The sequence below is a fragment of the Thioalkalivibrio paradoxus ARh 1 genome (assembly GCF_000227685.2).
Classification (GTDB): Bacteria; Pseudomonadota; Gammaproteobacteria; order Ectothiorhodospirales; family Ectothiorhodospiraceae; genus Thioalkalivibrio; species Thioalkalivibrio paradoxus.
This window is the reverse complement of the sequence record NZ_CP007029.1, coordinates 877,037-902,086: the sequence shown is the minus strand read 5'-3', so window position 1 is coordinate 902,086 and position 25,050 is coordinate 877,037. Positions and strand designations below refer to the sequence as shown.

General features: G+C 66.1%; 24 protein-coding genes. 17 read left to right on the top strand and 7 right to left on the bottom strand.

Annotated features, from left to right (window positions below; translation table 11 throughout):
- The first annotated feature begins 154 nt into the window (after window positions 1-154).
- The 9 genes from THITH_RS04145 to THITH_RS04100 all read left to right on the top strand — a co-directional run bounded on the left by THITH_RS04145 (window position 155) and on the right by THITH_RS04100 (window position 8,847).
- On the top strand, window positions 155-961 hold the full coding sequence (locus THITH_RS04145; RefSeq protein ID WP_025367265.1) for an LpxL/LpxP family acyltransferase: 807 nt from the start codon (window positions 155-157) through the stop codon (window positions 959-961).
- Window positions 921-2,138, top strand: coding sequence for an acyl-CoA dehydrogenase family protein (locus THITH_RS04140; protein ID WP_006749113.1), 1,218 nt, complete (start codon window positions 921-923; stop codon window positions 2,136-2,138). The genes THITH_RS04145 and THITH_RS04140 overlap by 41 nt, the downstream gene beginning before the upstream one ends.
- On the top strand, window positions 2,138-3,703 hold the full coding sequence (locus THITH_RS04135) for an amino acid adenylation domain-containing protein (RefSeq protein ID WP_006749114.1): 1,566 nt from the start codon (window positions 2,138-2,140) through the stop codon (window positions 3,701-3,703). The genes THITH_RS04140 and THITH_RS04135 overlap by 1 nt, the downstream gene beginning before the upstream one ends.
- 4 nt (window positions 3,704-3,707) lie before the next feature.
- Window positions 3,708-3,959: an acyl carrier protein gene (locus THITH_RS04130; protein ID WP_006749115.1), complete on the top strand. Its 252-nt coding sequence runs from the start codon at window positions 3,708-3,710 to the stop codon at window positions 3,957-3,959.
- A 3-nt stretch (window positions 3,960-3,962) separates the two neighbouring features.
- Window positions 3,963-5,264, top strand: a complete 1,302-nt coding sequence (locus THITH_RS04125; RefSeq protein WP_006749116.1) for an NAD(P)/FAD-dependent oxidoreductase — start codon at window positions 3,963-3,965, stop codon at window positions 5,262-5,264.
- Window positions 5,248-6,297, top strand: a complete 1,050-nt coding sequence (locus THITH_RS04120) for a DUF3179 domain-containing (seleno)protein (protein WP_006749117.1) — start codon at window positions 5,248-5,250, stop codon at window positions 6,295-6,297. The genes THITH_RS04125 and THITH_RS04120 overlap by 17 nt, the downstream gene beginning before the upstream one ends.
- The gene (locus THITH_RS04115) at window positions 6,281-6,991 is read left to right on the top strand and encodes a methyltransferase domain-containing protein (RefSeq protein WP_006749118.1); all 711 of its coding nucleotides are present in this window, start codon (window positions 6,281-6,283) and stop codon (window positions 6,989-6,991) included. Before THITH_RS04120 ends, THITH_RS04115 begins: the two co-directional genes overlap by 17 nt.
- Window positions 6,978-7,736: a class I SAM-dependent methyltransferase gene (locus THITH_RS04105; protein ID WP_006749119.1), complete on the top strand. Its 759-nt coding sequence runs from the start codon at window positions 6,978-6,980 to the stop codon at window positions 7,734-7,736. The genes THITH_RS04115 and THITH_RS04105 overlap by 14 nt, the downstream gene beginning before the upstream one ends.
- Before the next feature lie 94 nt (window positions 7,737-7,830).
- Entirely contained in the window at window positions 7,831-8,847 is a 1,017-nt protein-coding gene (locus tag THITH_RS04100) for a sulfotransferase family protein (RefSeq protein ID WP_006749120.1), read from the top strand.
- A 25-nt stretch (window positions 8,848-8,872) separates the two neighbouring features.
- Here the strand turns inward: THITH_RS04100 and THITH_RS04095 are convergent, their stop codons facing one another.
- Window positions 8,873-10,231 (bottom strand): lipopolysaccharide biosynthesis protein, encoded by a 1,359-nt coding sequence (locus THITH_RS04095; protein ID WP_006749121.1) that lies wholly within the window; start codon window positions 10,229-10,231, stop codon window positions 8,873-8,875.
- A gap of 194 nt (window positions 10,232-10,425) precedes the next feature.
- Here THITH_RS04095 and THITH_RS04090 point away from each other — a divergent pair, with 194 nt between their 5' ends.
- The 3 genes from THITH_RS04090 to THITH_RS04080 are packed head-to-tail and all read left to right on the top strand — an operon-like array spanning window position 10,426 to window position 13,810.
- On the top strand, window positions 10,426-12,030 hold the full coding sequence (locus THITH_RS04090) for an O-antigen ligase family protein (RefSeq protein ID WP_006749122.1): 1,605 nt from the start codon (window positions 10,426-10,428) through the stop codon (window positions 12,028-12,030).
- The gene (locus THITH_RS04085; RefSeq protein ID WP_006749123.1) at window positions 12,027-12,806 is read left to right on the top strand and encodes a sulfotransferase; all 780 of its coding nucleotides are present in this window, start codon (window positions 12,027-12,029) and stop codon (window positions 12,804-12,806) included. The genes THITH_RS04090 and THITH_RS04085 overlap by 4 nt, the downstream gene beginning before the upstream one ends.
- A 23-nt stretch (window positions 12,807-12,829) precedes the next feature.
- Window positions 12,830-13,810, top strand: coding sequence for a glycosyltransferase family 2 protein (locus THITH_RS04080; RefSeq protein ID WP_198019468.1), 981 nt, complete (start codon window positions 12,830-12,832; stop codon window positions 13,808-13,810).
- 42 nt (window positions 13,811-13,852) lie between these two features.
- Here the strand turns inward: THITH_RS04080 and THITH_RS04075 are convergent, their stop codons facing one another.
- Window positions 13,853-14,584 carry a hypothetical protein gene (locus THITH_RS04075; protein ID WP_156925485.1) on the bottom strand — a complete coding sequence of 244 codons (732 nt, stop codon included), beginning with the start codon at window positions 14,582-14,584 and terminating at the stop codon, window positions 13,853-13,855.
- A gap of 1,042 nt (window positions 14,585-15,626) precedes the next feature.
- Between THITH_RS04075 and THITH_RS04065 the strand changes: the two genes are divergently transcribed.
- Window positions 15,627-15,971 (top strand): hypothetical protein, encoded by a 345-nt coding sequence (locus THITH_RS04065; RefSeq protein ID WP_006749126.1) that lies wholly within the window; start codon window positions 15,627-15,629, stop codon window positions 15,969-15,971.
- 154 nt (window positions 15,972-16,125) lie between these two features.
- Window positions 16,126-16,605 (top strand): DUF456 domain-containing protein, encoded by a 480-nt coding sequence (locus THITH_RS04060; RefSeq protein ID WP_006749127.1) that lies wholly within the window; start codon window positions 16,126-16,128, stop codon window positions 16,603-16,605.
- Between the two features lie 148 nt (window positions 16,606-16,753).
- Here the strand turns inward: THITH_RS04060 and THITH_RS04055 are convergent, their stop codons facing one another.
- Complete coding sequence (locus tag THITH_RS04055) at window positions 16,754-18,091, bottom strand: DEAD/DEAH box helicase (protein ID WP_041483579.1); 1,338 nt, start codon at window positions 18,089-18,091, stop codon at window positions 16,754-16,756.
- A gap of 265 nt (window positions 18,092-18,356) precedes the next feature.
- Between THITH_RS04055 and THITH_RS04050 the strand changes: the two genes are divergently transcribed.
- Both THITH_RS04050 and THITH_RS04045 read left to right on the top strand, forming a co-directional pair.
- On the top strand, window positions 18,357-18,923 hold the full coding sequence (locus THITH_RS04050; RefSeq protein WP_006745769.1) for a DUF924 family protein: 567 nt from the start codon (window positions 18,357-18,359) through the stop codon (window positions 18,921-18,923).
- The gene (locus tag THITH_RS04045) at window positions 18,890-19,654 is read left to right on the top strand and encodes a glutamine amidotransferase (RefSeq protein WP_006745770.1); all 765 of its coding nucleotides are present in this window, start codon (window positions 18,890-18,892) and stop codon (window positions 19,652-19,654) included. The genes THITH_RS04050 and THITH_RS04045 overlap by 34 nt, the downstream gene beginning before the upstream one ends.
- Before the next feature lie 288 nt (window positions 19,655-19,942).
- On the opposite strand, the gene THITH_RS04040 is transcribed toward THITH_RS04045, so the two are convergent.
- Both THITH_RS04040 and THITH_RS04035 read right to left on the bottom strand, forming a co-directional pair.
- Window positions 19,943-20,470: a DUF302 domain-containing protein gene (locus THITH_RS04040; protein ID WP_006745771.1), complete on the bottom strand. Its 528-nt coding sequence runs from the start codon at window positions 20,468-20,470 to the stop codon at window positions 19,943-19,945.
- 193 nt (window positions 20,471-20,663) lie between these two features.
- Entirely contained in the window at window positions 20,664-21,422 is a 759-nt protein-coding gene (locus THITH_RS04035) for a sulfite exporter TauE/SafE family protein (protein ID WP_006745772.1), read from the bottom strand.
- A gap of 177 nt (window positions 21,423-21,599) precedes the next feature.
- Between THITH_RS04035 and THITH_RS04030 the strand changes: the two genes are divergently transcribed.
- Window positions 21,600-21,857: a hypothetical protein gene (locus THITH_RS04030; RefSeq protein ID WP_006745773.1), complete on the top strand. Its 258-nt coding sequence runs from the start codon at window positions 21,600-21,602 to the stop codon at window positions 21,855-21,857.
- A 176-nt stretch (window positions 21,858-22,033) separates the two neighbouring features.
- Here THITH_RS04030 and THITH_RS19035 read toward each other — a convergent pair whose 3' ends face one another.
- The gene (locus tag THITH_RS19035; protein WP_232222241.1) at window positions 22,034-22,216 is read right to left on the bottom strand and encodes a hypothetical protein; all 183 of its coding nucleotides are present in this window, start codon (window positions 22,214-22,216) and stop codon (window positions 22,034-22,036) included.
- 44 nt (window positions 22,217-22,260) lie between these two features.
- On the bottom strand, window positions 22,261-24,969 hold the full coding sequence (locus THITH_RS04025; RefSeq protein ID WP_006745774.1) for a cation-transporting P-type ATPase: 2,709 nt from the start codon (window positions 24,967-24,969) through the stop codon (window positions 22,261-22,263).
- Window positions 24,970-25,050: the final 81 nt, after the last annotated feature.

Sequence of the window (25,050 nt, the reverse complement as noted above, 5' to 3'; positions counted from 1 at the left end):
ACCCGACCGATTCTTCGGGCGAAATCGGACGCATGATGGGGCGGCGCTCCCATCCTTGGCCCTAAAGCACCCGATGCGGCGATTCAACAAGGATTCCGCAAAACGGGTGCTTTGCCAGAAGCTACCCTATCCGGCCGGAACCCGGTTGCTCTGGATGGCCGCCCAACTGCCCGGCGTTACCCAGATCCTACGCGCCCGCCTGCGCCCAATCGCCACGTTGACACAACTCCTGGGTCAGTCGCGCATGCATCCCGATTCGATTCAGCGGCGCCACCTCGGACTCGCGGTCCTGGGCTCCTGGCGCTACTGTGCACTGACTTGCGCCCCCCGGCAGGTATGGGAGCATTGGGTCACCGTCTCCGCGCTCGAACGAATCACCGATCCTCTGAAGAGCGGCAAACGTGTCATCGTGCTGAACTCCCATTATGGACTCGGACATATCGCGAACGTTGCCTTGGCACGCGAGGGGATCGATACGGTATCCCTGCTGACCCAGAATCGCCTTGATTCCACCTACGGTGTGTCCACCACGGGCAGCGGGGAGCCTCTGCACTTCATCGAACTCGGGCGTGGAGCCTTCCAGTTACAGGGGCTTGCGCGGGCCCGCGAAGCGCTCGAACAGGGTCGGGTGCTGCACCTGGCCGGAGATGGTGGGCGTGGGGGCAACCCGATGACCCTGCCATTCCTGCACGGAACGCGGGATCTGCGTGGTGGCTTCGCATCCCTTGCCTTACTGACGGGAGCCGAAGTCATCCCGGTATTCTCGACCCTGGAACCGAGCGGCAGGGTTCAGATCGAGTTCGAGCCCGCACTGGCACGACCGGACGCCAAACTAGAGCAGCGCGAAGCAATCGCGACGATGGTCCGGGCATACGGAAAGCGGCTGGAGGCAAGGTGGCGCCGGGATCCGAGCCAGGTTCTTGCTGACCAGATCCGGCAATACCTGGACACGCTGGAATAACGACTACGAGTTCGACCGGGGGGTGCACGTGGAATTCGGATGGGATGAGGGACTGCGGCAGCTCGCCGCAGACATGCGGGCCTTTGCCGAGACCCACTGGGCGTCTCCTCGCACGCCGAACGGCTTCGATCGCTCGGCTTGGCAGGCGCTGGCGGCCACCGGGCTGCCTCGATGGCCGTTGCCCGCCGAATGGGGTGGGCGGGATCTCGGCTTTCTGGCCTTGGTACGCGCACTCGAGGCGCTCGGCCAGGGGGGTGCCGAGCGCGGATTCCTATTTGCACTGGGTGCCCACCTGCTGGGCGTTACGATTCCGCTGGCCCGCTATCTGAACGACGACCAGCAGCGCGAGTGGGTCGAGGCATTGGCGTCGGGCCGGACGCTGGCCGCGCTCGCAGTCACCGAGACGAGCGGTGGCTCCAACCCGGTCACAATGTCGACCCGCGCGGACGCCGACGGCGACGGGGGCTACCGGATCTCCGGCGAAAAGGTCTTCATTACCAATGCACCGGATGCGGACCTGTTTCTGGTGTTGACGTCCGAGAAGCCCGACCGCGGAGGCTTCGGTCTGACTGCGTTCCTCGTTCCCAAGGATACTCCCGGACTGCGGGTAACCCCCCACCGGGGGACGCTGGGCATGGAGGGGGCCCCTATGGGCACGGTGGCGCTCGACGACTGCCGTGTTCCGGCACGCGCCGTGGTCGGTGGATCCGGAGCCGGCCTGCGGGTGTTCTCCACCTGCATGCAGTGGGAGCGGACCGGCATCCTCGCCGGCCTGCTGGGTGCGGCCGAGCGGGACATTGCCCGCGCCACAGCACGCTTGCGGGAGAAACGCGACGGGCGCGGCGCACTATTTGAGCACGAGACCGTCGCGCTGCGACTGGCACGCATGCAGGTCCGGCTCGAGGGTGCCCGTCTGCTACTGTATCGGGCTGCCTGGGAAATCGACCAGGGCCGGCGCGATCTGGCCGGCGCCGCCACGGCCAAGTTTGCGGCCAGCGAGGCACTGGTCGAGATCGCGCTGGACCTGATGCGGGTGACGGCCGGCGAAGGCTGGACCGATCCCCAGGGCCTCGGCGGCGGCCTTGCCGATGTCGTGGGAACCCTTTCCGCGTCCGGCACCTCGGACGTACAGCTCGCGATCATCGCACGCACACTTGGGCGGGGAGGCCCGGCCTGATGTCCACGTCGGCGCTGTTCGACGCATTGGACCACGCGACCCGGCCGGCCACAGCCGAACGCCCCTCAGTGGTCTTCCGAGGCCAGGCGACCAGTTACCGCGAACTGGCGGAGCTGGCACAGTCCACGGCGACCTGGCTGCTGCGCCAGGGAGTTCAGCCCGGCGACCGCGTCGCGCTATGCCTGCCGAAGTCGGTCGACGCAGTCGCACTGATCCTGGGAACCCTGGCCGCGGGCAGCGCCTACGTACCGCTCGACGCCCAGATTCCGCCCGAACGGGCTCGGCGGATCCTCGAGGATGCCCGGCCAAAACTGGTCGCGGGCACCGACTCAACCCTCGGCCGCCTGCAGCCGGCCCTCGAAGACTCGTCGGTAGCCACGCTGGCGCTGCCCCGGGTCGCACACGGCGAAGCGCTGCGCGCGCGGATCGGGGACACGCCGTCCGGCCCGCCCCTGCCGCCTCCCTCCGGTGAGGCACTGGCCGCACTGCTCTATACTTCGGGTTCCACGGGAACCCCGAAGGCCGTGATGCTGAGCCACGCCAACATCAGCGCCTTTGTCGACTGGGCCGTGCATGAAACCGGACTGACGGCCGATGACCGGGTCAGCAGCCACGCGCCGTTTCATTTCGACCTCTCCACCTTCGACCTCTTCGCCACGTTCAGCGTCGGCGCCGCGGTCCACCTGCTGGATGAGGTCGCGGTGAAGTTTCCAGGATCCGTCGCGCGCATGCTCGAGACCGAGCGGATCAGCGTCTGGTATTCGGTCCCCACCGCGATCCGGATGCTCGTGGACCGCGATGCACTCGACGCGACACGCCTGCCGGCACTGCGCCTGATGATCTTTGCCGGCGAGGCCTACCCGCCGCGGCGGCTTGCCGCCGCGATGCACGCCCTGCCCGGCGCGCGATTTCTGAACTGGTACGGCCCCACCGAAACCAACGTCTGCACCAGCTACGAAGTGCCCGAGCCACCCATGCCCGGCTGTCGGTCGATCCCCATCGGGCAGGCGTGCGCGCATCTCGAAGTGCGTCTGCTCGACGAGCACGGAGACGACGTTGCTGACGGCACCACCGGAGAGATCTGTGTCCTGGGACCCGCGGTGATGCAGGGCTACTGGGGGCGCCCGGCGCTGACCCACGCAGTCCGCATCGCCGGGCGTCCGGATTCCTACCGCACCGGCGATTTCGGCTTCCGCGACGCACAGGGACGGCTGACCCTGGTCGGGCGCCGAGACCACCAGGTGAAGCTTCGCGGCCACCGGATCGAGCTGGGCGACGTCGAGAATGTACTGGGTCTGCACCCGGACATCACGGAGGTTGCCGTAGTCGTCGCCGGTGACAGTGAGCCCGAACTCGTGGGCGCGGTGGTCGCCCCGGACGAGACCGGCGACGACCAGCTCCGCAGCCACGCCGCAGGGCACCTGCCGGCCTACAGCATTCCAACGCGCTGGATGCGGTATCCTTCGCTGCCACGAACCGCCACCGGAAAGGTCGACCGCGGGCTGTTGCGCGAGCACGCCCGTTCCGACCATCGGGTGGCCGAAGAATCGGCCCTGCAAGAGTAACAAGATGAGCGATATCACCGAAAGCGTGATCGGCTGGATCCGCCAGAACTGCGCCAGAGGGGGGCAGGCGATCCAAGTCGACCCGGACACCCCCCTGCTTGCCGAGAACCTGATGGACTCCCTCGATTTCCTCAACCTGGTCGCGTTCCTCGAGGAACGTTACGGGATCAAGATCGACAGCGACGCGCTGACACCGGAAAACTTCGAGACTCCGACCACGATCGTCGCGCTGGTCGAACGCAGCACGGAAACCTGAGCCATGACCATCCCTGTGCGTGCCGACGTCGTCGTCATCGGGGGCGGACCTTCCGGGAGCACTGCCGCGACGATGCTCGCAAGCAAGGGCTACGAGGTTGCGCTGCTCGACCGCCAGACCCATCCGCGGGCCACCGTGGGCGAGAGTCTGCTGCCCCAGGCGTGGCGCTTTTTCGACCTGCTCGGCGTCACGGACACGATCACCGACGCCGGGTTCGTCGTGAAATCGGGTGGCACCGTGATCTGGAACGACGAGATCAACCAGATCGCGTTCCGCGATTTCGGCTACACGCGCCCCGGCCTGCACGTCGAGCGCGACCGGTTCGACTGGCTGCTGCTCGACCACGCGCGTCGGCAGAATGTTCAGGTCTTCGAACAGGTCGCCGTACGTAACGTGGATCTCGATGCGCCGACGGGCCCGCGGGTGCGCTACTCGGGGGCCGACACGGGCACAGGCGAGATCCGCTGCCGCTTCGTCGTCGACGCCAGCGGCCAGGCCGCGGTGCTTTCGCGGCAGATGGGTACCCGGGTCATCGACGAGGATTTCCGCTTCGTCGCGATGTGGGGCTATTTCGACGACTCCCGATACGTGGCGGGCGACGGCTGTGCCTACCCGTTCGAGCGGCTGCGCGAGATCCCGCCAACCACGCTGGTGACCTCGCTCGGCGACTGGGGATGGTCCTGGCACATCCCGCAGAGAGACACCACGAGCGTGGGCCTGATCCTTCCGCTGGAACAGTTCAAGGCGGCGAAGGTGGCGGGCGACCGGCTCGAACAGTACTTCCTCGATACCTGCACGCGCACACCCTATCTCGGACGCCTGCTGGAGCAGGCGCGTTACCGACAAGGCAGTCTCGGCGTGATCCGGGACTATTCCTATGTGCCAACCCGCCTGACCGGTCCCGGATACTTCATCGTCGGCGATGCCGCTGCATTCGTGGACCCGATCTTCTCGCTCGGCGTAGTGCTCGGCATGTATTCGGGGCACGCGGCCGCCTGGGCGATCGACCGGTCCCTGCGCCAGCCTGAGAACACGGAACACAACCAGGGCATCTATGCGCAGCAGTTCAGGGGCCGTTACGAAGTGGCCCGCGCGATGGCGCTCCCCGGGCGCGACGCGGGCGATACATCGCTCCAACGTGCCCGCCGTTTCATGGGCTTCCAACCGAGCAGGGAACAGGAGCTGACCTACACCGCCGCGCTACTGACGACGCGTGCCCGCAACTTCCAGGCCGTGGCCGACCTCGACGATGCGGCCGTCGCCCGCTGGAACAAGAGCCGGAAGCTGGATGCGATCCGCTTCTGAGATCTGGGCTCGCCTGCGCGGGCGCATCGCTCGGCTACGCAGGCCGCCCCTTCCCGGAATGCATTGGGGTCCGTACCGGCAATCTTTGGATGATGTCGACTGGGTCGGCGCGACCGAAGCCATCCACCTCGCCCCGGACGATCCAGTCCTCGGACTGGTACTGGATGGTCGATCCTGGGCGCTACCTTGGTCACAGGTATCCGCACCGCATATCGCGAATCTGACGCTGGGCGCTGAGCCGGTCCTCGTCACGCTCTGCCCTGCGTGCAGCCATGCCGCGGCCTTTCGACCCGTGGTGGACGGTCAGCGGCTTCGCTTCCGGGTCGCGGGTATCCATAACGGGGCGATGATCATGGCCGACCGGTCCCAGGGCAGTCTCTGGCTCCCGGGGACCGGGACCGCCGTCACCGGCCCCTTCGAGGGACGTGAACTGGAACATCTGCCCCTGTACCAGTGCCGCTGGCGCGAGTGGCACACGCTTTGCCCGGATACCCGGGTGCTGTCACCTACGGCCGCACCCGTGCGCGTTGAACAGACTCGGCCAGTGGCTGGAGAGCATCGCCGCTATCCTCGGGTCAGCCGCACGCTGCTGCGTGCGGACGCACGGCTTGCCTCGGAGACGCTGACCCTTGGCGTGACCGCCGGGGCATCGCACCTCGCCATCCCGCTGTCCTTGATCCACCGGCATGGAGGCATGCTCCACCTCGATGTAGACGGTACGACCCTGGTGGCCTTTTCCCCTCCCGGCACCTGGCTTGCGGTCGCGTACGACACCGCGGTCGACGGTCGAAGTCTACGATTCGATCCAGACAGCTTCCGGATGGTGGACCGTCAAACCGGAAGTCACTGGGATTTCACTGGACGGGCTGTGTCCGGCTCACTGACCGGCACACAACTCCGTCTCCTTGCCTCGCGACTGGAGGAATGGCAAACATTGGCGGCCCGCCATCCGGGCATCGTGCTGGCCAGTGAAGCCTCTGCAACCGAGAACGCCGGACAACATGGAGAGGGCGCACATGCCGGGGGTCGGTGACGAACTGCGGGCCGACAACGCCAACTGGTCATTTGGCGGTGATGTCAGCGAACACTTCGATGAACACGTGCAGCGGTCGGTTCCGTTCTACCGAGCGGGCCACGAATTGGTTACCCATGCGACCGACTTCTTCCTGCCCAACGGCTCGCTGCTGTACGAACTGGGTTGTTCGACGGGCTCGCTGCTGACCCGGCTGGCTGCACGGCACCGGCGCAAGGACGTACGCATCGTCGGCATCGACCGGGAACCGGAGATGGTCGCCAGGGCACGGGAGAAATGCGCCGGCCACCCGAACGTGGAGGTGATCGAGGGCGACATCCTCGAAGTACCGCTGGAGAACGCCGATGTCATCATTGCGTACTACACGGTGCAGTTCGTGCTGCCGCGGGTGCGCCAGCAGTTGATCGACCGCATCTACCAAAGTCTGAACTGGGGCGGCGCCTTCTTCCTGTTCGAAAAGGTGCGCGGGCCGGATGCCCGCTTTCAGGACATGCTGAATGCACTGTACACCGAGTACAAGCTGGAACAGGGCTATCAATCGGAAGAGATCGTGGCCAAGATGCGCAGTTTGAAGGGTGTGCTGGAGCCCTTCTCCTCCGAAGGCAACCTCGGCCTGCTGCAACGGGCCGGGTTCACCGACATCACCACAGTGTTCAAGTACATCTGCTTCGAGGGATTCCTTGCAATCAAATGAACCGACCAGCGGGCCAGACCGCCCGCATACACGCCCGAACACAGTCCAGCCCGCACGACAGGATGGGCTGCTGCGCCTGCGGCTCAGGCTCGTCAACACCGTGCTGAAATACGTGCGCCGAGTCTCGCCCCGTCTTGAGCGGAAAATCCACCGGCGCAAGTGGGAGCATCTCTGGCATGTGGAATCCAAGCGTCCCCATGGTGCCCTGGCGACCACCGTTCCGGAGGAACTGGTCGAAGCGGTAGAAACCGGCTGGTTCCCCCAAGGCTGCCGTGTGCTCGACATCGGTAGCGGGCGGGGGCAAATCAGCGCCTGGCTGACAGAAAGGGGATTTTCCGTGGTTGGCGGTGACCTGGCGGAGGAAGCGGCGCAACTGGCGCGGCGGGAGTTTGGTGAGATTCCCGGCCGGCTGGAGTTCCGCCGATTGGACATCCTCCACGATGCGCCCGAACCCGGGAGCTTCGATGCCCTGCTGGACCGCGGCTGTCTGCACACCATCCCCACCGAGTTCCGGCGCACCTATGCCCGGAACGTCGCAGCATGGTGCCGCCCCGGGGGCCGGCTGCTGCTGCTCCATCGCCAGGAAGGTGAAGCCAGCGTATTGATCGACAGTGTCCGGGACCTTCTGGGAAGCGATTTCGAACTGGAGCGCCACGCACGGACCCGCCAGGACCTGGAGCGCTCTGCTGGACCGTTGCCACGCCAGACCGCTCCCGGCATGGCCTTCTGGTTCGTACGCCGCTGATGGTACCGATGCGAGCAAGACCTGCGCAGGCCATCTCCCTGTGCGGGGGGCATGGCGTGCCATCCTGTGCTCGCTGCCACTGCGGATCAATTCGATGAGGTCCGAAGAAGAATCCATGGGATCCGGTCTCGGGGGTATCTCTCACGGCGCGCGCCCCAACCTGTTCATCGTGGGTGCCCAGAAGTCGGGTACGACCACTCTGGCCAACTGGCTGATGCTGCATCCGCAAGCCTTCATGGCCTTCCCGAAGGAACCGGGGTACCTCGCATTCGGGGAACGCGGCTATCGCTTTCCCGATGGCCACGGCCGCACATCCCCCGCCCGCGAGTGGGTCGTCACCAGCCATGGCAAGTACCTCGGGCTGTTCCAAAAGGCGCGCGCCGACCAACGCATCATCGGCGAAGCCAGCACCTGGTATCTGGCGGTTCCCGGAACCGCGGAGCGCATCTGCCGCGAGTTCCCCGACGCACGGATCGTGGTCATCCTGCGCAACCCGGTCGAGCGCGCCTACTCGGCCTGGTGCCACGCCCGCCGCGACGGGCTCGAGCCGATCGAGGATTTCGAGCAAGCACTGGATGCGGAACCGGCCCGCGGGGAATCCGAGTTTCTGCTGCGATACCTGCACATGGGGCGCTACGTTCGCCAGCTCAGGCCGTACCTCGAATCATTTCCGCGCGAACGGCTACTCGTGCTGCTGTTCGACGACCTGCGCAGAGATCCTCAGGCAGTCTGGCGCCGCCTTTGCCTGTTCCTGGACATCGATCCCGAACTCGCGTCCATCGCCGGCCACGCGCGCAACCGATCGGGCATCCCACGAGTCCGCCTATTGCAATCGTTGGCGACCTCGCACCGCCTGAAGCACCACTTGCTACGGATGCTGCCATTCGACCTGCTCAGCCAGCTGCGCCACTGGGTCGAAAAACGCAACCTGCGTCCGTTTCCACCACTGCCTGTCGCTGCGCACGAACGGCTGCGCAACGAATACCGCGACGAGATCGTCGAACTCGGCCACCTGCTGGGGCGGGATCTCGACCACTGGCTGATGCCCTCGCCACAAGCTCGCGACGACATATCCCTGCCGGCCCCCGGATCGGGTTCAACCGACTACTAAACCGGCCTGTCCCGTATAGCGGATCTCATTCGTGCGTGGGCCGCCACAACATACCGAGGATCCCCGGGCGAATTCCCAGCTGGCGCCGTGTAATCAGCGAGCCCACGACCACCCAAGTGGTCCAGACCAGCAGGTGTGCGAGCGCGGCACCCACAGCCCCGTACCAAGGGATCAAGATCAGCAGCAGGAACAGATTCAGGATCGCCGTACCGATCTGCAACCTGAGTACACTTTGCTCTGCACCGGCCATGTTGAGCAGGGCCTGCAGACGGCCCGCGCTGGCCAACACGAGTCGCGCCAGCAACAACAGGGCCAGTATCTCGGTACCTGCCCGGAACTCCTCGCCGAACCACGCCAGAACCCATTCCCCCAACCAGAACATCAGCACGACCCCGGCAAGGGTGGGCCAGAACGACGCGTGTGCGGAGAGCGTGACCAGGCGCTGCAAACCGTGGTGGTCATTCATCTGCCGGCGGCGTGCATAACGCGGCGCAATCACGGTGCCGACGGCTGCACTGGGCATTGACAGCAGTTCCGCGATCCGTGAAGCGGCGAAGTAGATGCCCGCGGATGCAGGGCCCACCATGAGCCCCACCAGGATCACGTCGCTGCGCCGGACCACGACATCCAATATCGACTGCGCGCCGAACACCGCGGACACGCGCCACAACGAACCGGTGAAGGCGACGTCATTCCCTGGGCCCGGCTGCACAGATGCCCGGGCACGCTGACGTCTGCCGGTCACGAACCCCATCGACAGAGCCACGACGACACTGGCGACGACAAATGCCAACAGCGCCTGTGCAGCCACCAGTGGCGGCCATAGCCACCACTGAAACAACGCCAGCAACAGCACCAGCAGCGGCCGCCAAAGCCGGTCCGGAGCCACCGACAGGCCAAACCAGCCGTAGGTCCGGGAGAACCCCGTATACAGCCGGCTCAGCGCCAGGAAAGGCGCTGCCAGCAACGCCAAGACCAGCACCAAGACGATCTCGCCGGTCCCGCCCGATGGCCAGAAATACGCGCCCGCCGCCAGAATCAGCGCCGGCACCAAGACCAGACCCGTGGTACGCATCAGGGCCGCCGATCCCAACCGGCGCAGCGCGAGGATGGCTTGGTGTTCCCCTGTCGCGCTGAGCTGGGACGCCCGCCGCATGATCACCATCGGGATACCGAACGCCACCAGCGCCGCCAGGATCTGGGCGACATTCTGTCCGACGGCCACCCAGCCGTACTGCCCGGGATCGCCCATCAGACGGGCCAGCATCACATGAGTGATGAACCCGGCCGCCAGCCCGAGTACCTGGAGCCCGAACACGAGTGCGATATGCGATGACGAGCGCCGACCCTGGTGCCGGCGTCGAGTGGTTTCGGATTCTGACATCGGTGCTAGTATGGCCTTTGCCCACCAGGGGCGATGCTGTTGGTGGCAGATTCAAGTCCTGCAGGGATCCGAGTTCGTATTCTCCTGCGCCCCCAAGCTCGCCGGGGATACGCAAGCGCGTTGGAGCCGGCGCCCCAAACCCGGCCGCGCCCCATCGCGAGCGCAGCCCGCATAACGAGCCGACACGGTAAACGATGGCAACGCAGGAAGACACTCCCACAAGCGCACCCAAGCTCACACTCCGTCTCGTGGATCCGGCCACCTGGTGGGGAGTACTGGTGCTGACCCTGATGTTCCAGGCCATCGTACCGCGTCTTGCGCGAAGTCCGGACGCCCGCTGGTTCCAGATGTCGTTCGACGCGATCGAGATCCTGCTCCACGCCGGTGCGTTCCTGATCACCGGTGTGCTGCTGTTGCTCGCACGCCGGGAGGTTCTGCACTGGCTCCGATCGCTACCCAGGCTTGGACTGCTCACCATCGGCATCTTCCTGGCCTGGGCGCTGCTGTCGGTACTCTGGTCGGATGCACCGGGTCGGACCCTATTCCAGTTCGGGGGCATAGCCGGTGCGACGGCTGTGGCGCTGTGGCTGGCATGGCGCTTCGGCGGCCAGGGCCTGCTGGAACTGCTGGCCCTCTGGAGCCTGGTGATCGGCACGGCAAGCTACCTGGTGGTCACGTTCGCGCCGGAAATCGGCATCATGGGGGCTGGGGAAACCGGAATCGCCAACACTGACGTCGACCGCTGGCGCGGCGTCTTTCACCACAAGAACCTCCTGGGCACCTTCGGAGCGCTCGGGGCCGCGGTATGGGTGGTCTATACCGCCGGTCTCAAAGGGGTTCGCCTGCTCCTCGGTCTGGGGGTCATCTTCGCGCTGAGCTACCTGATGGCACGTGCCGAGGCCGTGGCACCGCTGGTCGGGCTCGGTGCCTTCATCGTGGCGTTCGCGCTGTTGGCCTTCTGGCGCGGCCTCTCCCTGGGCCGCATCACCCTGCTGACGGCGGCCCTGGCAGCGGGATTCTACGCAGCCATCTCGCTGCCGCAATGGCCCACGATCCCGCTCGATGAAAAACGGGCCGCCGTCGAGCAGGCACTCGCCCAAGCAATGCAACGGCAGGAAGCGACGCGGGATCCGGCACGTATTGGAGGGATCACACGGGACATCCGGAAACTGGAATCCCGTTTGCGACAGATCAACAGACAACTCGAGACCGCTGTACCGGATCTGCAATCCCGCCAGGAAGCAAGGCGAGAGATTCGGACCGAGGCCCAAGTTGCGGAGCAAGGCTGGCGGGATAGAAGGCAACAGCCGCAACCCGACGCATTCCGCGCCTACTCGCGCAACCCTGACGGGCGTACCCGCATCTGGGACGCGGCGCTAACCGAGGCTTGGAACCGCCCGATCCTGGGCCACGGTCTGGGTGGATTCTGGCGCGGGCAGGACGGACCCTCGGCAGCCCTTCGGGAGACAATGCCCCATGGCTGGATTCCACGGTTCGGCCATGCGTTCTGGGTCGACGTGATCCTCGACCTCGGCGTGATCGGGACGGCGCTGTTCGCACTCATGCTGCTGTGGCCGGGGGCAACAGGCCTGCGCCAGCTGCATGTAGCGCGAAAAGAACCGATCGATGCCGACGGCATCCTGTTGGCCGGTATCCTGGCACTGATGGCGCTGGTACTCGTCCGATATTCGGCCGGGGGATACCTGTTCCACTCCGGGCCGTGGGTGTTGGTGGTCGTTCTGGTGCTGATGTTGCACCGACTGGTGGGCAAGAGGGTGGTACAGCCGGAGACCGCATGAGCAGAAGGTCCACCAAACCCGCCCGGATCCAGCCTCGACTGATGAGTGGTGGCTCCGGCAGCCTCGTCCGAAACCTTTTCCTGCGCGGACGCCAGCACTTCCGGGAGGCTCGGCACCAGGCCCGTTACCTGCGCCGCATGCACCTTGGGGATCCAGGCGTGCTTCCTGACTTTCTACTCATCGGAGCGATGAAGGCGGGCACCACGTCACTCTACGATTACGTCCGCCAGCATCCTGGGAAACTCCCGGCAACCACCAAGGAGATCCAATATTTCAACTCGCCCCGGCACCAGCGACAGGGGGAACGCTGGCACCGTGCACAATTCCCAACGCGCGCCCGGATCGACCGGACCAGTGAGCAACTGGGCTATCGGGCACTGACCGGCGAGGCCACACCCCAGATGCACCTGCCGTCGTATGCACCCCTAGCCGCAGAGCTGGTTCCGGATGCGCGCATCGTGATGATCTTGCGGGATCCGGTAAGCCGGGCCTACTCGCATTACCGGCACTGGTATCGACATTCGCTACGATTCCCAAAGGAATCCTTTTGGGAAGCATTGCAACGGGAGGGGGAACGGGTAACGCGGGAACTTGAACGTCTGGTCAGAGACCGGGGCCTTAGACCCGAGCAAGCGCTCCGGTACTCCTCTCAAACCCGGGGGCGTTATGCGGACCAGATGGATGACCGATGTCGGCGCTACCTGACAGAGCACTTCCGCCCTTACAACCGCCGCCTGTTCGAGCTCATCGGCGAGGACTGGGGCTGGCCCAGCTGATGGTAATGGCCGCAACGCCATCTGTGCCGCGATTGCAGATCAGCGTAATCGTGAGCAACTACAACTACGGCCGTTTCCTGGCAGAGACGATTGCGAGTGTGCTTTCGCAACTGGGTCCGGAGGACGAGATCATCGTCGTCGACGATGGGTCCACAGACGAGTCCCGCGAGATCCTGAAATCGCTAGCAGGCGCCTCCCGGCTTCGCATCATCCTGCAACGGAACTCGGGCTCCTTGGACGCACTTGCGAATGGACTAACCCTCGCACGCAACGAGATCGTAACCTTTCTCGACGCGGACGACTGGTATCTAGAAGGCCACCTAGAGCGCGTGCGCACCCTGTTCGAGGAACACCGCGAGATCGACTTCGCCTTTGCCAGGGGGCGCATCCATGCCGCTCCCGGCAGCGATCCGCGTGCCTCGGCAGCCATCCTCCGGCGCATGGAGTACCCGCCGGGCCCGGTCGGTTCCAATGCACTCGTCGCCGCGCTCGCATCGGACTGGGTCGGCAGCCCGACCTCCGGGCTGGCGCTCCGACGCCCCCTGGCACGGGCCATCTTCGAACGGGTTGGCGTCCCTGCCCCGGGACTGGCGATGTTCCCGGACGCCGTCCTGGTGCGCGGAGCGGATCTGTTGGGGGCCCGCAAGTATGCACTCGCGGAAGCAGGGTTCGGATACCGCATTCACGGCGCAAACCACCACCGTTCCCTTCGGGAGCCTTTCGAGCGCTGGCGCCAGCGGCGCAACAGGACGCGAAGCATCCGGAACCGGTGCCTGCAGTCGTCCGCCCCCGATAGCGACCCGCCCAGTGCCAGCGCTCTGGCGGACGAGGCCAAGCTCCGGGCCTGGCCGTGCAGTGGGCGGGCCCGTATTCAGCTCGCGTTGATCTACGTCCTGCTCGCCGTGCGGCGCTGCCGCGGTTCGTTCAGGCAACGCGTTGAACTCGCGATCGCTGCTGCGCGCCGAGCTGTCAGAAATGGGCCTGCTCGCGTCCAAGATCCGTGAACCGATCGCGCAAAAAGCCCTTAGACCACCGTGATTCTGTGCTCAGCACCTGAACACCGTCTGCAACGACACGAGCCGTCGGCGCGCATAGCGCAGTCGGATAGATGAACGTACCCGGCGACCGCATCCGGAAAGATAAGCTGCATAGTCCTGAAAGGTCGACTCGATGGGCTCCCGGATCATGGACGGATCGAACACGCCGCGATACTCGTCGCGATAACCCGCCAGGAACGCCGTTTCGCATTCGCTGATCCAGTCCTGGCGAATCAAGGGAAGCAACCAGAGCGGGTGCACCACTCCGAGATTGAAGAGGAACGACGCCAGATCAGACCAAGGGTCGCTCATTAACTCAGAGGCACGGGCATGTCGCCGCTTGGCAACAACGGGGTCATGGATCCAGATGCGCCCGTCCGCGGCGACCCAGACGTTACCTACCCAGAAATCGCCGTGCGCCCGAAACGCCCCAGATCCGGCAGACGCAGCACCGCTGTAGCTCGAAAAACCTTGCCGTCCCCGGGCACCGATATTGTGGATACTGGCCAGGGCGACTCCGGCATCCCGGAAGCCGGTGCCCACGAGACGTCTGTCCGTCAGCCCAAGTGCCGCACGGGCAAACGCGTCTCTCAATGGCAGCCCAGGAGGCAGGCGCTCGAGCTCCAGGGCCCGCGCCGCTGTATCGGCACGCAACGGCTGCGGGGCCGAGAAGGCCCTGCTTTCCAGGCTCAACTGGTAGAGAGCGAGCGAACGCTGGTATTCGAGGAACGCATTTGCCACCTCCGTCTTCCGGTATCCCATAACAGCCACGACTTACAGCTCAGCGCCACTGCGGCCCGGGATATCCACAGTCTGCAGCGAGAAAAAATCGCTGCCGACCGATTGCCGCGCAAAACGACTCACCAGCTTCATGAACCTCGGAAGTGTGGCACTCAGGGCGTAGACGCTCGCCGCACGCTGATTCGCTCGGCTATTCCAGAGTCCTCGACGAACCAGATCGCGACACGATCGCCAACCTTGATGTCACCCGGCGTTGCAGGCTGGGCACGTCGCCCATCGCTTTCTGTACCGCGCATCCGCACCCGGGTGGCCGCAGAAAACTGGACCGTTGCAGTTTCACCCGACCAGGTCATCGCGGGTTCCCGGAGCTCCCGTTGCCTCGCCGGAGCGTAGTCCCCGGTCGCTGCGCGATCGGCAAGCCGAAGCACGATCCAATCTTCGCCGACCTCGGTTACCTCACCGTTCAGATCCGCCGCGGGGGCATGTTCGCCGCGAGGTGAATCCCGCCCTTCGGTCGCATTCTGAGCGCGACGATCGTCCCGGGGCCGGACCCGCTCATCCGCGAGCCCCGCCTTGGAATCCGGAGACGCAGAATCGTGCGCCTGCGGGTCGGATTGCTCGACCGCCGCCTGTTCCCGGGAAGCGGATTCCGGATCGTCACTTCCGCACGCCCAAAGGGCCGTCGCCGCGGCCAACGCAACAACCATCGACGCTATTCCGCTTTTCATACTTTTCATACTTTTCATACTTTTCATACTCCGGATATTGTTGCGAACCTGAAACAATACAATCGTAGACGGTGCCCCCTATACACCCGGCGCGCCTGAGTATCCTACAACCAAGGGTTTCCACGTCCCCGTGCAGCGGATTGCACACCGGGTTCGTTCGGTCCGGATGGATCGCGGCGCGGTGCGCTAGCAGATCATCGCATGAAGGTCCTCGGAAGGGATACCCGCCGAATGCGAATACCCCGAGCGAGTCTTTATTGCTTCCGGGCAGGGAGCTAGACTCAACGCAGACTCGTCAATAAACCGAGCCTGCCATGCCCCACCTGCCCCGCAGCCTGCGAGCCTACGGAACCCCCGGGTTCGAGGCGACGCTGAAAAAGGAACTCGCGGCCCTCGGCCCGGACGTGCTGGGCCTGCAGCAGGGGCTGGCTGCGGGCAGCATCAGTCTCGGGGAGAATCTGGGCGTGATGCTGCTGCGCGTGACCGAATCGCCGGCGGCCATTCACCTGCGTGCCGGCATCTTCTTCAACAGCGTTCTATCGGGATGCGCCTGCGCCGACGACCCCACGCCGGAGAACGAGAACGCCGAGTATTGCGAGATCGACCTGGAGATCCACCGGGGCACCGCCGAGCTAAGCATCGCCCCGGTTCCGGACTAGACGCAGCACGGCTGGCCGCGACGCCGCGGTGCCTTGAGTTGCGCCTGGTGGACGCAGCCCAGGGGGCTTGCAAGCCGTGGACAGGCCGCGTCGGGCGTGTACCCCCGGCAGCCCGGTCCCGCGCAAGGGGCCCGGTCGGCTATAGTGCCCACGCATGACCCTACTCACTTGGCTGCTCGCCGCCCTGCTGGTGATCGCCGGCATTGCCGGACTGGTGCTGCCCGCACTGCCGGGCCCGCTGCTGCTGTTCGCCGGCCTGTGGACGGCCGCCTGGGCCGAGGGGTTCGCGTACGTGGGTATGAAGACCCTGATCGCGCTGGGGGTCATGGCGGCGCTGGCCTCGCTGGCGGATTTCATCGCCGGCGCGTTCGGCGCGCGCCGTTACGGCGCGTCGCCGCGCTCGGTGGCAGGTGCAGCCATCGGGGCCGTGGTCGGCCTGTTTTTCGGGCTGGCCGGCCTGCTGCTCGGGCCGTTCATCGGCGCCGTACTGGGCGAACTCTCGGCCCGCAGGGATCTGCTGGCCGCGGGCCGTGCCGGCTGGGGCGCAACCATCGGACTGGTGCTCGGGACCGCCGCCAAGGTTGCACTGGGTTTCATGATGCTGGCGCTGTTTCTGACCGTGCGGTTCCTCTGAGCGGTGCCTGCGTCGCTGCCAGCCGGCTGCGCTCGACCCTGAACGCGCGGCTGGCTGTCCGCGGCGGGGCTTTCCCCAACGGTCGGCTCCGGACCACCGGGCCCGGCCCGGCGGCGCGGGCCCACTGGTACCCGGCCCTGCCGGCGGCTCAGCGGGCGCGAGTGCCGCGCGGCGGGCCACCGCGGCCGGCGCCGCGTGGCGGGCGCCGGCCGGCCGCGTTGCCGCTTCGCCCCCCTTTGCCGGGATTGCCGGTCCTGGGACCACGGGGCGCGGCCTTCGGGGCGCCACGACCGGCGGTGCCGTTGGAACGGTTCGCGGCGGCCCCGATCGACACCGCGGGCGCCACGAAACCCTCGGTCTGGATCCGGTCGATCGGACGCTGGATCAGGCGCTCGATACCCGAGAGCAGCTTCAGTTCACCGGCATCGACCAGCGACAGCGCAGAACCGGCACTGCCCGCGCGGCCGGTGCGGCCGATGCGGTGCACGTAGTCCTCGGGCACGTTCGGCAGTTCGAAGTTGACCACCTGCGGCAACTGGTCGATGTCCAACCCACGTGCGGCGATATCGGTGGCCACCAGCACCGGAATGCGGCGGTTCTTGAACTGGTCCAGCGCCTTGGTGCGCGCCGCCTGGCTCTTGTTGCCGTGGATGGCGGCCGCCGGGATGCCGTCTTTCGCGAGCTTCTCGGCGAGGCGGTTTGCACCGTGCTTGGTCCGTGTGAACACCAGAACCTGGTCCCAGCGGTGCTCGCGGATCAGGTGACTGAGCAGTTCGCGCTTCTGGTGCGTTTCCACCAGGTGCACCGACTGCTGGACCAGTTCGGATGCGGTATTCCGCGCCGCGACCTCGACCTCGGCGGGGTTGTCCAGGATGCCGCCGGAGAGGCGGCGGATCTCGTCGGAGAACGTCGCCGAGAACAGCAGGTTCTGACGCGTCGCCGGCAGCAGCTTCAGGATCCGCCGAATGTCGTGAATGAAGCCCATATCCAGCATCCGGTCGGCCTCGTCCAGCACCAGGATCTCGACGCCGGACAGGTCCACGGTTTTCTGACCCACGTGGTCGAGCAGACGCCCGGGGGTCGCGACGACGATGTCCATCGGGCTCCGCAGCGCCTGGATCTGCGGGTTGATGTTCACGCCGCCGAAGACGACCATCGAGCGCAGCTTCAGGTAGCGGCCATACTCGGTCACCGACGCCTGAACCTGGGCGGCGAGCTCGCGGGTCGGCGTCAGCACCAGGCAGCGCGGGCGGCCGGCACGGGCGGACGCTGCCGGCCGCTCGGACAGCCGCTGCAGGATCGGCAGCGTGAACGCGGCGGTCTTGCCGGTGCCAGTCTGAGCGGCGGCGAGCAGGTCACGGCCGTTCAGGATTTCGGGAACGGCTTTGGACTGGATCGGCGTGGGCGCCTCGTAGCCGGCATCGGCGAGCGCGCGCAACAGGGGATCGGCCAGCCCGAGGCCGGCGAACGGGGATACGACAGACATGAACATCTCCAACGGCGGCCCGCCGCTCCAGCAAGGAGAGGCGCCCATCGAGGCAGACGTAATCAGGGGGATCGGTGCGATCGGATGAACGGACGCCGACGGGCGGGGCGTTCGATGCGGCGCAGCATACGGGGAATGCTCGGGAAAAGAAAGAGTTTTCAGGATTTTCATCCTGACTCGGATCAACGACGCTGCGGTGCATGGATTCGAACCGGGTCGGGAAATGCGACGAGTGCCCTGCCGCGACGTAGAATCGGGGCCAGTCATGAACCGGAACACCGCGGTGGAACACGATCATCGGGACGTACTCGATTTCTGGTTCTCGGAACCGGTGCGGCCACTGTGGTTCCGATCCACGCCCGCATTCGACGAACAACTGCGCGAGCGGTATCGGGCAGTCTGGCAGACCGCCGCGCGCCACGATCTGGACGGCTGGCGGGAGGCTGCCGACAGCGCGCTGGCCTTGGTGATCGTGCTCGACCAGTTCCCGCTGAACATGTTCCGGGGGCAAGCCGAAAGCTTCTCGACCGAAGCGATGGCTCGCGAGGTGGCCGATCACGCGATCGGGCAAGGCTGGGACACCGAGTTCGACGACATTCGCAAGGCGTTTCTGTACCTGCCGTTCATGCACAGCGAGTCGCTCGCGGACCAGGAACGCTCGGTGGCCCTGTACCGTGCGGCCGGCCTGACCGACAGCCTGCGCTGGGCCGAACACCATCGCGAAATCATTCGCCGTTTCGGCCGTTTTCCGCACCGGAACGCGGCCCTCGAGCGCAGGGACACCCCGGAGGAGACCGAGTGGCTGAGTTCGAAGCAAGCCTTCCGCGGATGAGCCCCGCCGACAGGCCATTGGTGATCCTGAAAACCGGGCGCAAGATCCCCTGCCTCGACGGCGTGCCCGGCGACTACGAGGACTGGATCGCGTCCGGCATGGGCTGGGCCCCGGGGCAGGTCTGCGTGGTCGACGCGGCGGCAGCGGCGGCTTTCCCGGAACCGGGCGACGCGGCCGGGATCGTGGTAACCGGTTCGGGCGCGATGGTCACCGAGCAGACGGACTGGATCCGGCGTTCCGCTGCATGGCTTGCGGATGCGGTCTCGCAGGAGGTGCCCGTACTGGGCATCTGCTTCGGCCACCAGTTGCTTGCCCATGCGCTCGGGGGCGAGGTGCATTACAACCCGGCGGGCGTCGAGGTCGGCACGGTCGAAGTCACGCTATCGGCCGCTGCAGCCGCGGACCCACTGTTCTCCGCGCTCCCCGAGCGGCTGCCCGCGCAGCTCAGCCACCGCCAGTCGGTGCGCAGCCTGCCTGCGGGAGCAAGGGCACTTGGCCGCAGCGCGATGGAACCGCACCAGGGCTTCGCCTACGGCCGAACGGCCTGGGGCGTCCAGTTCCACCCGGAGTTCGATGACCGGATCATCGCGTGCTTCGTCGGGTACTACCGCGAAATCCTGGCCGAACAGGGACGTTCGGCAGGCGAACTGCAGGCCGCAGTCCGGCCCGCACCGGAGAGTCAGCGGGTATTGCATCGCTTCGCCGAACTCGTTCTCGAAGCCGGGAGGTAAACGGGATCCCCATCCTGCGCAACGGAGCAGAAGCGGCTCACGAGGGTGGGACCCGCTGGCCCGACTCGGAACCGCCGCCGCACCGCGGATGACGGCCTTCGGCTGCTTGCGCGCTAGCTGACCATCTGCAGGTCGCAAGACCCCAGCGTCATGCGCCGATCGGCGCCGGCCGACCCCCATCCGCCGGGGCAACCGCCCCAAAATGGCGGATGGCGGTCGTGTCGGCGTTTTCCGCCCGACCCTGGGTCCGGATGCGACGCCAGGAATCGGGCGGCAGTGTGGAGGGAATCAGTGGTAGAACTCGGCCACGCCCTCCAGCATGCTGCGCAGTTCGTCGGCGACGACCTTGATCGTCTCGCGTTCCTCGATACCCAGCAGGTCGGCCTCGTGGATCGGGTTGGTCACGCCGATCACGATCTTGCCCCCCTCGGCGCCGGGACCGGCAGCGCGGCCGGCGTAGTCGACCCGGTAGATCGCGATGCGGCAGGGCACCAGCAACGTGACGTTCGGGTTCTCCTTGATCGCTTCCGCGAGGTACTTGGACCGGCAGGCATAGATGACCTTGTTCTCGATATCGATGCCATAGTGCTCGCGCAGGCCATCGTCAATGTCCTGGACCCGCAGCACCTCCCAGCTCTGCGCCTCGATCTCGGTGTACAGGCGCTCCAGCACCTCGCTGAACTCGACGGCGGGGGACAGGTACACGTAGAACGCACCGCCCCGCGTCTGCACCTCGCTGGCCACCGCCTGGGCACCCCATACAAGCAGCAGCATCGGAACCAACAGCAGCGTCTTCAGATGTTTCATTCGTGACATCGTTTTCCTCCTCAACCCTGGCGGTACGACACCGCCTGTCCACGCCCTTGCGGCGATTTCTTGCAGATGGTCGATTCGCGAACCCGTTATACTCCCTGAACGTAGGCAACCCCCGGACCATGGTCAAGGCAAACCGCCGCAATGACGTACCGGCCTTGATCTACCGGCTTTGCCCGCAGGGCGGTCCCACCCATCAGAGATCGCGCAGGAACTGCACCACCAGCAGGCCGGCCAGGAGCCACAGCAGGCGGCGCAGCCAGTGGCGGTAGACCTCGGCGGAGCATCGGTCGCTCAGCCACATGCCGGCACGCAGCCCGGCCAGCGCACACACTCCCAACGGCAACGACACGAGCAGCAGCACCGGGGTCAGCTCGCCCACTGCGGCAAACGTCGCCGCCTGAGTGGACTTGCCGAGCAGGAACGCTAGGTTGATCGCTTGCACCATCACCAGCGCAGGCACCCGCATCTCGAGGAAATAGATCATCAGTGCCGGCCCGCCCACGTTCACGGTCCCACCCAGAAGCCCGCCCAGCATGCCGGCGCCGGCTCCACTTGCCCGTGGGTAACGAGGGATCCAGCTCCAGTCGACCCGCTTCAGGCGGTCGCCCATCAGGTACAGCAGGATCACCAATGCCAGCAACAGCCGGAATGGATTCGGATCCAGCGCGACCAGGACCAGCGTACCCACGGCCGATCCCACCAGCATCCACACCGCCACGAACCAGAAGCGCCCGACACTCGCCGCCAGATTGCCGCCCCGCAGCATGGTCCAAAGGTTCACCGCCATCGTCGGCGCCAGCGTCAGCAGGATCGCGGTCTGGACATCGGTCAAGAGCGCCAGCACCGGCGTGGCCACCATCGGGAATCCGAGACCGAAGGTGCCATGCACCGCGCCGGCGAAGGCCACGATCAGCAGCGCAACCAGGATTTCGTTCAGCGAGTAGGCGTCCAACGCAACGGGGCCGGGGTGGAAAGGGATGGCCCATCATACTGCCCGCCAGGACGCAGAGGGGCTCAAAGCACCCCGGCTGCGGTGGCACGGACCTGCCGGTGGACCGAGGGACGGTTCGCGCAGCCGGGCCGAGATCAGTGGCCGCATTGGGCATCAGGCCCTGTTATCCTTGTCCGCATGCGCGGACTCGTACCCCCTGATCCCGAAGGCGGCGTCTCGGCCCCCAGCTACGCGGTGGTGTTCATGCCCGGCCGCACCCGCAAGCGCTTCCCCGCCGGATGCGTGCGTGTGGTGACATCACGCGAGCAGGCACTGGCCGAGGCCGACGCCGTCCAGCGGCAGTTCGCGGCCGTGGTGCTCGGGCCGTCGAAATCCTCCGAGGGCCAGTATCTCTACTACCTGCTCGAGTGGCTGGACGAAGACGCCCTGCCCTGAGACCCTAACCTCTCATGGCTACGGGCCACCCCGAACGATGAAAAAGGTTGGCCACGGATGAACACGGATAGGGTTTCAACCAAGAAACATCCGTGTTCATCCGTGGCAAAGAACGCCTTCCGGCCCTTGTCCGTGCCTTCCGTGGCTGTAATTTCACGCTAACTGTCATGGTGTAGTCAGCCACCCTGGAGGATGAAAGAGGCGTAGGCGTAGGGCGGAAGAGGCCGAAGGCCGTCATCCGCCAGCTGGCGCCCGGATTGCCGCGGGCGCCTGGGCACCGCGAACGCCGTACGGCGGATGACGCTGCGCTTTTCCGCCCTACGGGTCGCCCGGGGCACGAGACAGGCCGTGACTTTCACGCTAAGACCGGTGGCCCGACCGGCCGGCACCGGCACCTGCCGCGTCAGCCGTTGCGGGCCAGCCCGCGGTTGCGCAACAAGGCCTTCTCGAATTCCACGATCAGCAGCAGCGCGACTCCGAACAGCAGGATGCGGCCCCACTCTTCCAGGCCGATGCCGGTGGTGCCGAACAGGAACTGTACCGGCGGTGCATAGGTGAACAGCGTCTGCAGCACCACCAGGATGCCGATCGCGATCAGGACCGCGCGGCTGCCGAAAAAGCCCTCCCGATTCAGCACCGACTGCACGATGTAGCGGCTGTTGAACAGGTAGAACACCTGACCCACCACCAAGGTATTGATCGCGACCGTGCGCGCGAGATCGATGTCGTCCGTGTGCTGCAGCATCCACAGAAAATGCCCGAAGGTGCCGGCCACCAGCAGCAACGACACAAAGCCGATCCGCCACAACAGGAAAGGTGACAGGATCGGCGTGTTCGGCGGCCGCGGGGCGCGCCGCATCACGTCGCGCTCGGTGGGTTCGAAGGCCAGCGCCAATGCCAGCGTGACCGCTGTGACCATGTTCACCCACAGCACCTGCACCGGCGTCAGCGGCAAGGTCAGCCCGAGCAGGATCGCGGCGACGATGGTGAACGCCTGGCCGCCGTTGGTCGGCAGGATGAACAGGATGGCCTTCTTCAGGTTGTCGTAGACGGTGCGGCCTTCCTCGACCGCCGCTGCGATCGACGCGAAGTTGTCGTCCGCGAGCACCATCTCCGACGCCTCCTTCGACGCCTCGGTACCCTTGATCCCCATCGCCACGCCGACGTCGGCGCGCTTCAGCGCCGGAGCGTCGTTGACCCCGTCCCCGGTCATCGCGACCACGTGCCGGTCGGCTTGGATCGCCTTCACCAGCCGCAGCTTGTGCTCGGGCGTGGTGCGCGCGAACACGTCGACATCGTGCACCTGTCGCTTCAGGTCGTCGTCGGAAATTTCCTCGAGTTCGTGCCCGGTCACGACACCGCTCGCGGTTTCGATGCCGAGCTCGTCGGCGATCGCGCGCGCGGTGACGCCATGGTCGCCGGTGATCATCTTCACCCGGATGCCCGCCTGCTGGCACTCGGCCACGGCACGGATCGCCTCGTCCCGGGGTGGGTCGATGATCCCGCACACCGCGAGCAGCGTGAGACCGCCGTCCTCGATGTCGGGAAATTCGAGCTGCGACTTGTCTGCGGCCGCGTCCTTCGCGGCCACCGCGAGCAACCGCTGCCCGCGGGCGGCGATGGTCTCCATCCATTTTTCCCAGCGCTCGCGCTCGAGCGGCCGGTCGCCGTCCGGGGTGCGTTCCTTGTCGCAGACCGCCAGCACGCGCTCCGGTGCACCCTTCAGGTAGATCACGCCCTCGCCCCGCTCGTCGTGATGCAGGGTCGCCATGAACTTGTAGGTCGACTCGAACGGGATCACGTCGATCCGCGACAGGTTCCGGTTCAGCTCCTTCTGGTCCAGCCCGCCCTTTACCGCGGCGGTCACCAGCGCACCTTCCGTGGGGTCACCCTCCATTACCCAGCGCCCGTCCGAGCGATAGACCTCGGCGTCATTGCACAGCAGGATGCCGCGCAGTGCCTCGGCGAGCACCGGCTGATCGTCCACCGCGACCTTCTCGCCGTCGCTCGCGAAATGCCCCTCGGGCGCGTAGCCGACCCCGCTGACCTCGAACTCGTGCTCGGCGGTGACGATGCTCTTCACCGTCATCTCGTTGCGGGTCAGCGTGCCGGTCTTGTCCGAGCAGATGGTGGTGACCGAGCCCAGCGTCTCCACTGCGGGCAGCCGGCGGATGATCGCGTTGCGGCCCGCCATGCGCTGCACGCCGATCGCAAGCGTGATGGTCATGATCGCGGGCAGACCCTCGGGGATCGCCGCCACCGCGAGGCTGACCGCCGCGAGGAAGGTCTCGACCAGCGCGTAGTCACGCACCCAGTAGCCGAACACGAAGGTGAAACCGGCCAGCAGCACGATTGCCACCGACAGCCAGCGACCGAACTGCGCGATCTGCGCCAGCAGCGGCGTGGTCAGCGATTCGACCTCGCCGAGCATCGTCGAGATGCGGCCGATCTCGGTGTCGGCACCGGTGCCGACGACCACGCCGCGCCCCTGGCCGTACGCGACCAGGGTTCCGGAGAACGCCATCGACGCACGGTCGCCGAGGCCGGCATTCTCCTCCGCCGCTTCGGTCTGCTTGTCCACCGCGACCGACTCGCCGGTCAGCACCGCTTCGTCGATGCGCAGGTTGTGGGCCTTGAACAGTCGCAGATCGGCCGGCACCTTGTCGCCGGCCTTCAGGATCACTACATCGCCGGGCACCAGGTCCTCGGCCGGGATGGTGCGGCGCTGGCCGTCGCGCACCACCAGCGCCTTCGGCGATAACATCTGGCGGATCGCGTCCAGCGCCTGTTCCGCCTTGCCCTCCTGGATGTAGCCGATGATGGCGTTGATCAGCACCACGCCGAAGATCACCCAGGTGTCGATCCAGTGGCCAAGCAGCGCGGTGCCGACGCCGGCGACGATCAGGATATAGATCAGCACGTTGTGGAACTGCAGCAGGAAGCGCTGCAGCGGACCCGCGCGCTCGGGGTCCGGAAGGCGGTTGGGGCCGTAGCGTTCCAGCCGTTCCCGTACGCCGTCGCGGTCCAACCCTTCCCTGACGCTCTCGAGACGCTGCAGCGCCTCGTCTGCATCCAGTGCGTGCCAGCGGGGTTTTTCGTTCGAATCGCTCACGGGAACCTCTGGCCGATCGTGTGTCGGTGCGCATGATCATACGCATGGCGCTCGCGGTTTGGCAGCGCATCCCGGCCGCCG

What these genes read in the sequence shown, in the direction of transcription:
- THITH_RS04145 (WP_025367265.1), top strand. Translation starts at nt 155, where the DNA reads ATGGCCGCCCAACTGCCCGGCGTTACCCAGATCCTACGCGCCCGCCTG.
- THITH_RS04135 (WP_006749114.1), top strand. Translation starts at nt 2,138, where the DNA reads ATGTCCACGTCGGCGCTGTTCGACGCATTGGACCACGCGACCCGGCCG.
- THITH_RS04130 (WP_006749115.1), top strand. Translation starts at nt 3,708, where the DNA reads ATGAGCGATATCACCGAAAGCGTGATCGGCTGGATCCGCCAGAACTGC.
- THITH_RS04125 (WP_006749116.1), top strand. Translation starts at nt 3,963, where the DNA reads ATGACCATCCCTGTGCGTGCCGACGTCGTCGTCATCGGGGGCGGACCT.
- THITH_RS04120 (WP_006749117.1), top strand. Translation starts at nt 5,248, where the DNA reads ATGCGATCCGCTTCTGAGATCTGGGCTCGCCTGCGCGGGCGCATCGCT.
- THITH_RS04115 (WP_006749118.1), top strand. Translation starts at nt 6,281, where the DNA reads ATGCCGGGGGTCGGTGACGAACTGCGGGCCGACAACGCCAACTGGTCA.
- THITH_RS04100 (WP_006749120.1), top strand. Translation starts at nt 7,831, where the DNA reads ATGAGGTCCGAAGAAGAATCCATGGGATCCGGTCTCGGGGGTATCTCT.
- THITH_RS04095 (WP_006749121.1), bottom strand. Translation starts at nt 10,231, where the DNA reads ATGTCAGAATCCGAAACCACTCGACGCCGGCACCAGGGTCGGCGCTCG.
- THITH_RS04090 (WP_006749122.1), top strand. Translation starts at nt 10,426, where the DNA reads ATGGCAACGCAGGAAGACACTCCCACAAGCGCACCCAAGCTCACACTC.
- THITH_RS04085 (WP_006749123.1), top strand. Translation starts at nt 12,027, where the DNA reads ATGAGCAGAAGGTCCACCAAACCCGCCCGGATCCAGCCTCGACTGATG.
- THITH_RS04065 (WP_006749126.1), top strand. Translation starts at nt 15,627, where the DNA reads ATGCCCCACCTGCCCCGCAGCCTGCGAGCCTACGGAACCCCCGGGTTC.
- THITH_RS04060 (WP_006749127.1), top strand. Translation starts at nt 16,126, where the DNA reads ATGACCCTACTCACTTGGCTGCTCGCCGCCCTGCTGGTGATCGCCGGC.
- THITH_RS04055 (WP_041483579.1), bottom strand. Translation starts at nt 18,091, where the DNA reads ATGTCTGTCGTATCCCCGTTCGCCGGCCTCGGGCTGGCCGATCCCCTG.
- THITH_RS04050 (WP_006745769.1), top strand. Translation starts at nt 18,357, where the DNA reads ATGAACCGGAACACCGCGGTGGAACACGATCATCGGGACGTACTCGAT.
- THITH_RS04040 (WP_006745771.1), bottom strand. Translation starts at nt 20,470, where the DNA reads ATGTCACGAATGAAACATCTGAAGACGCTGCTGTTGGTTCCGATGCTG.
- THITH_RS04030 (WP_006745773.1), top strand. Translation starts at nt 21,600, where the DNA reads ATGCGCGGACTCGTACCCCCTGATCCCGAAGGCGGCGTCTCGGCCCCC.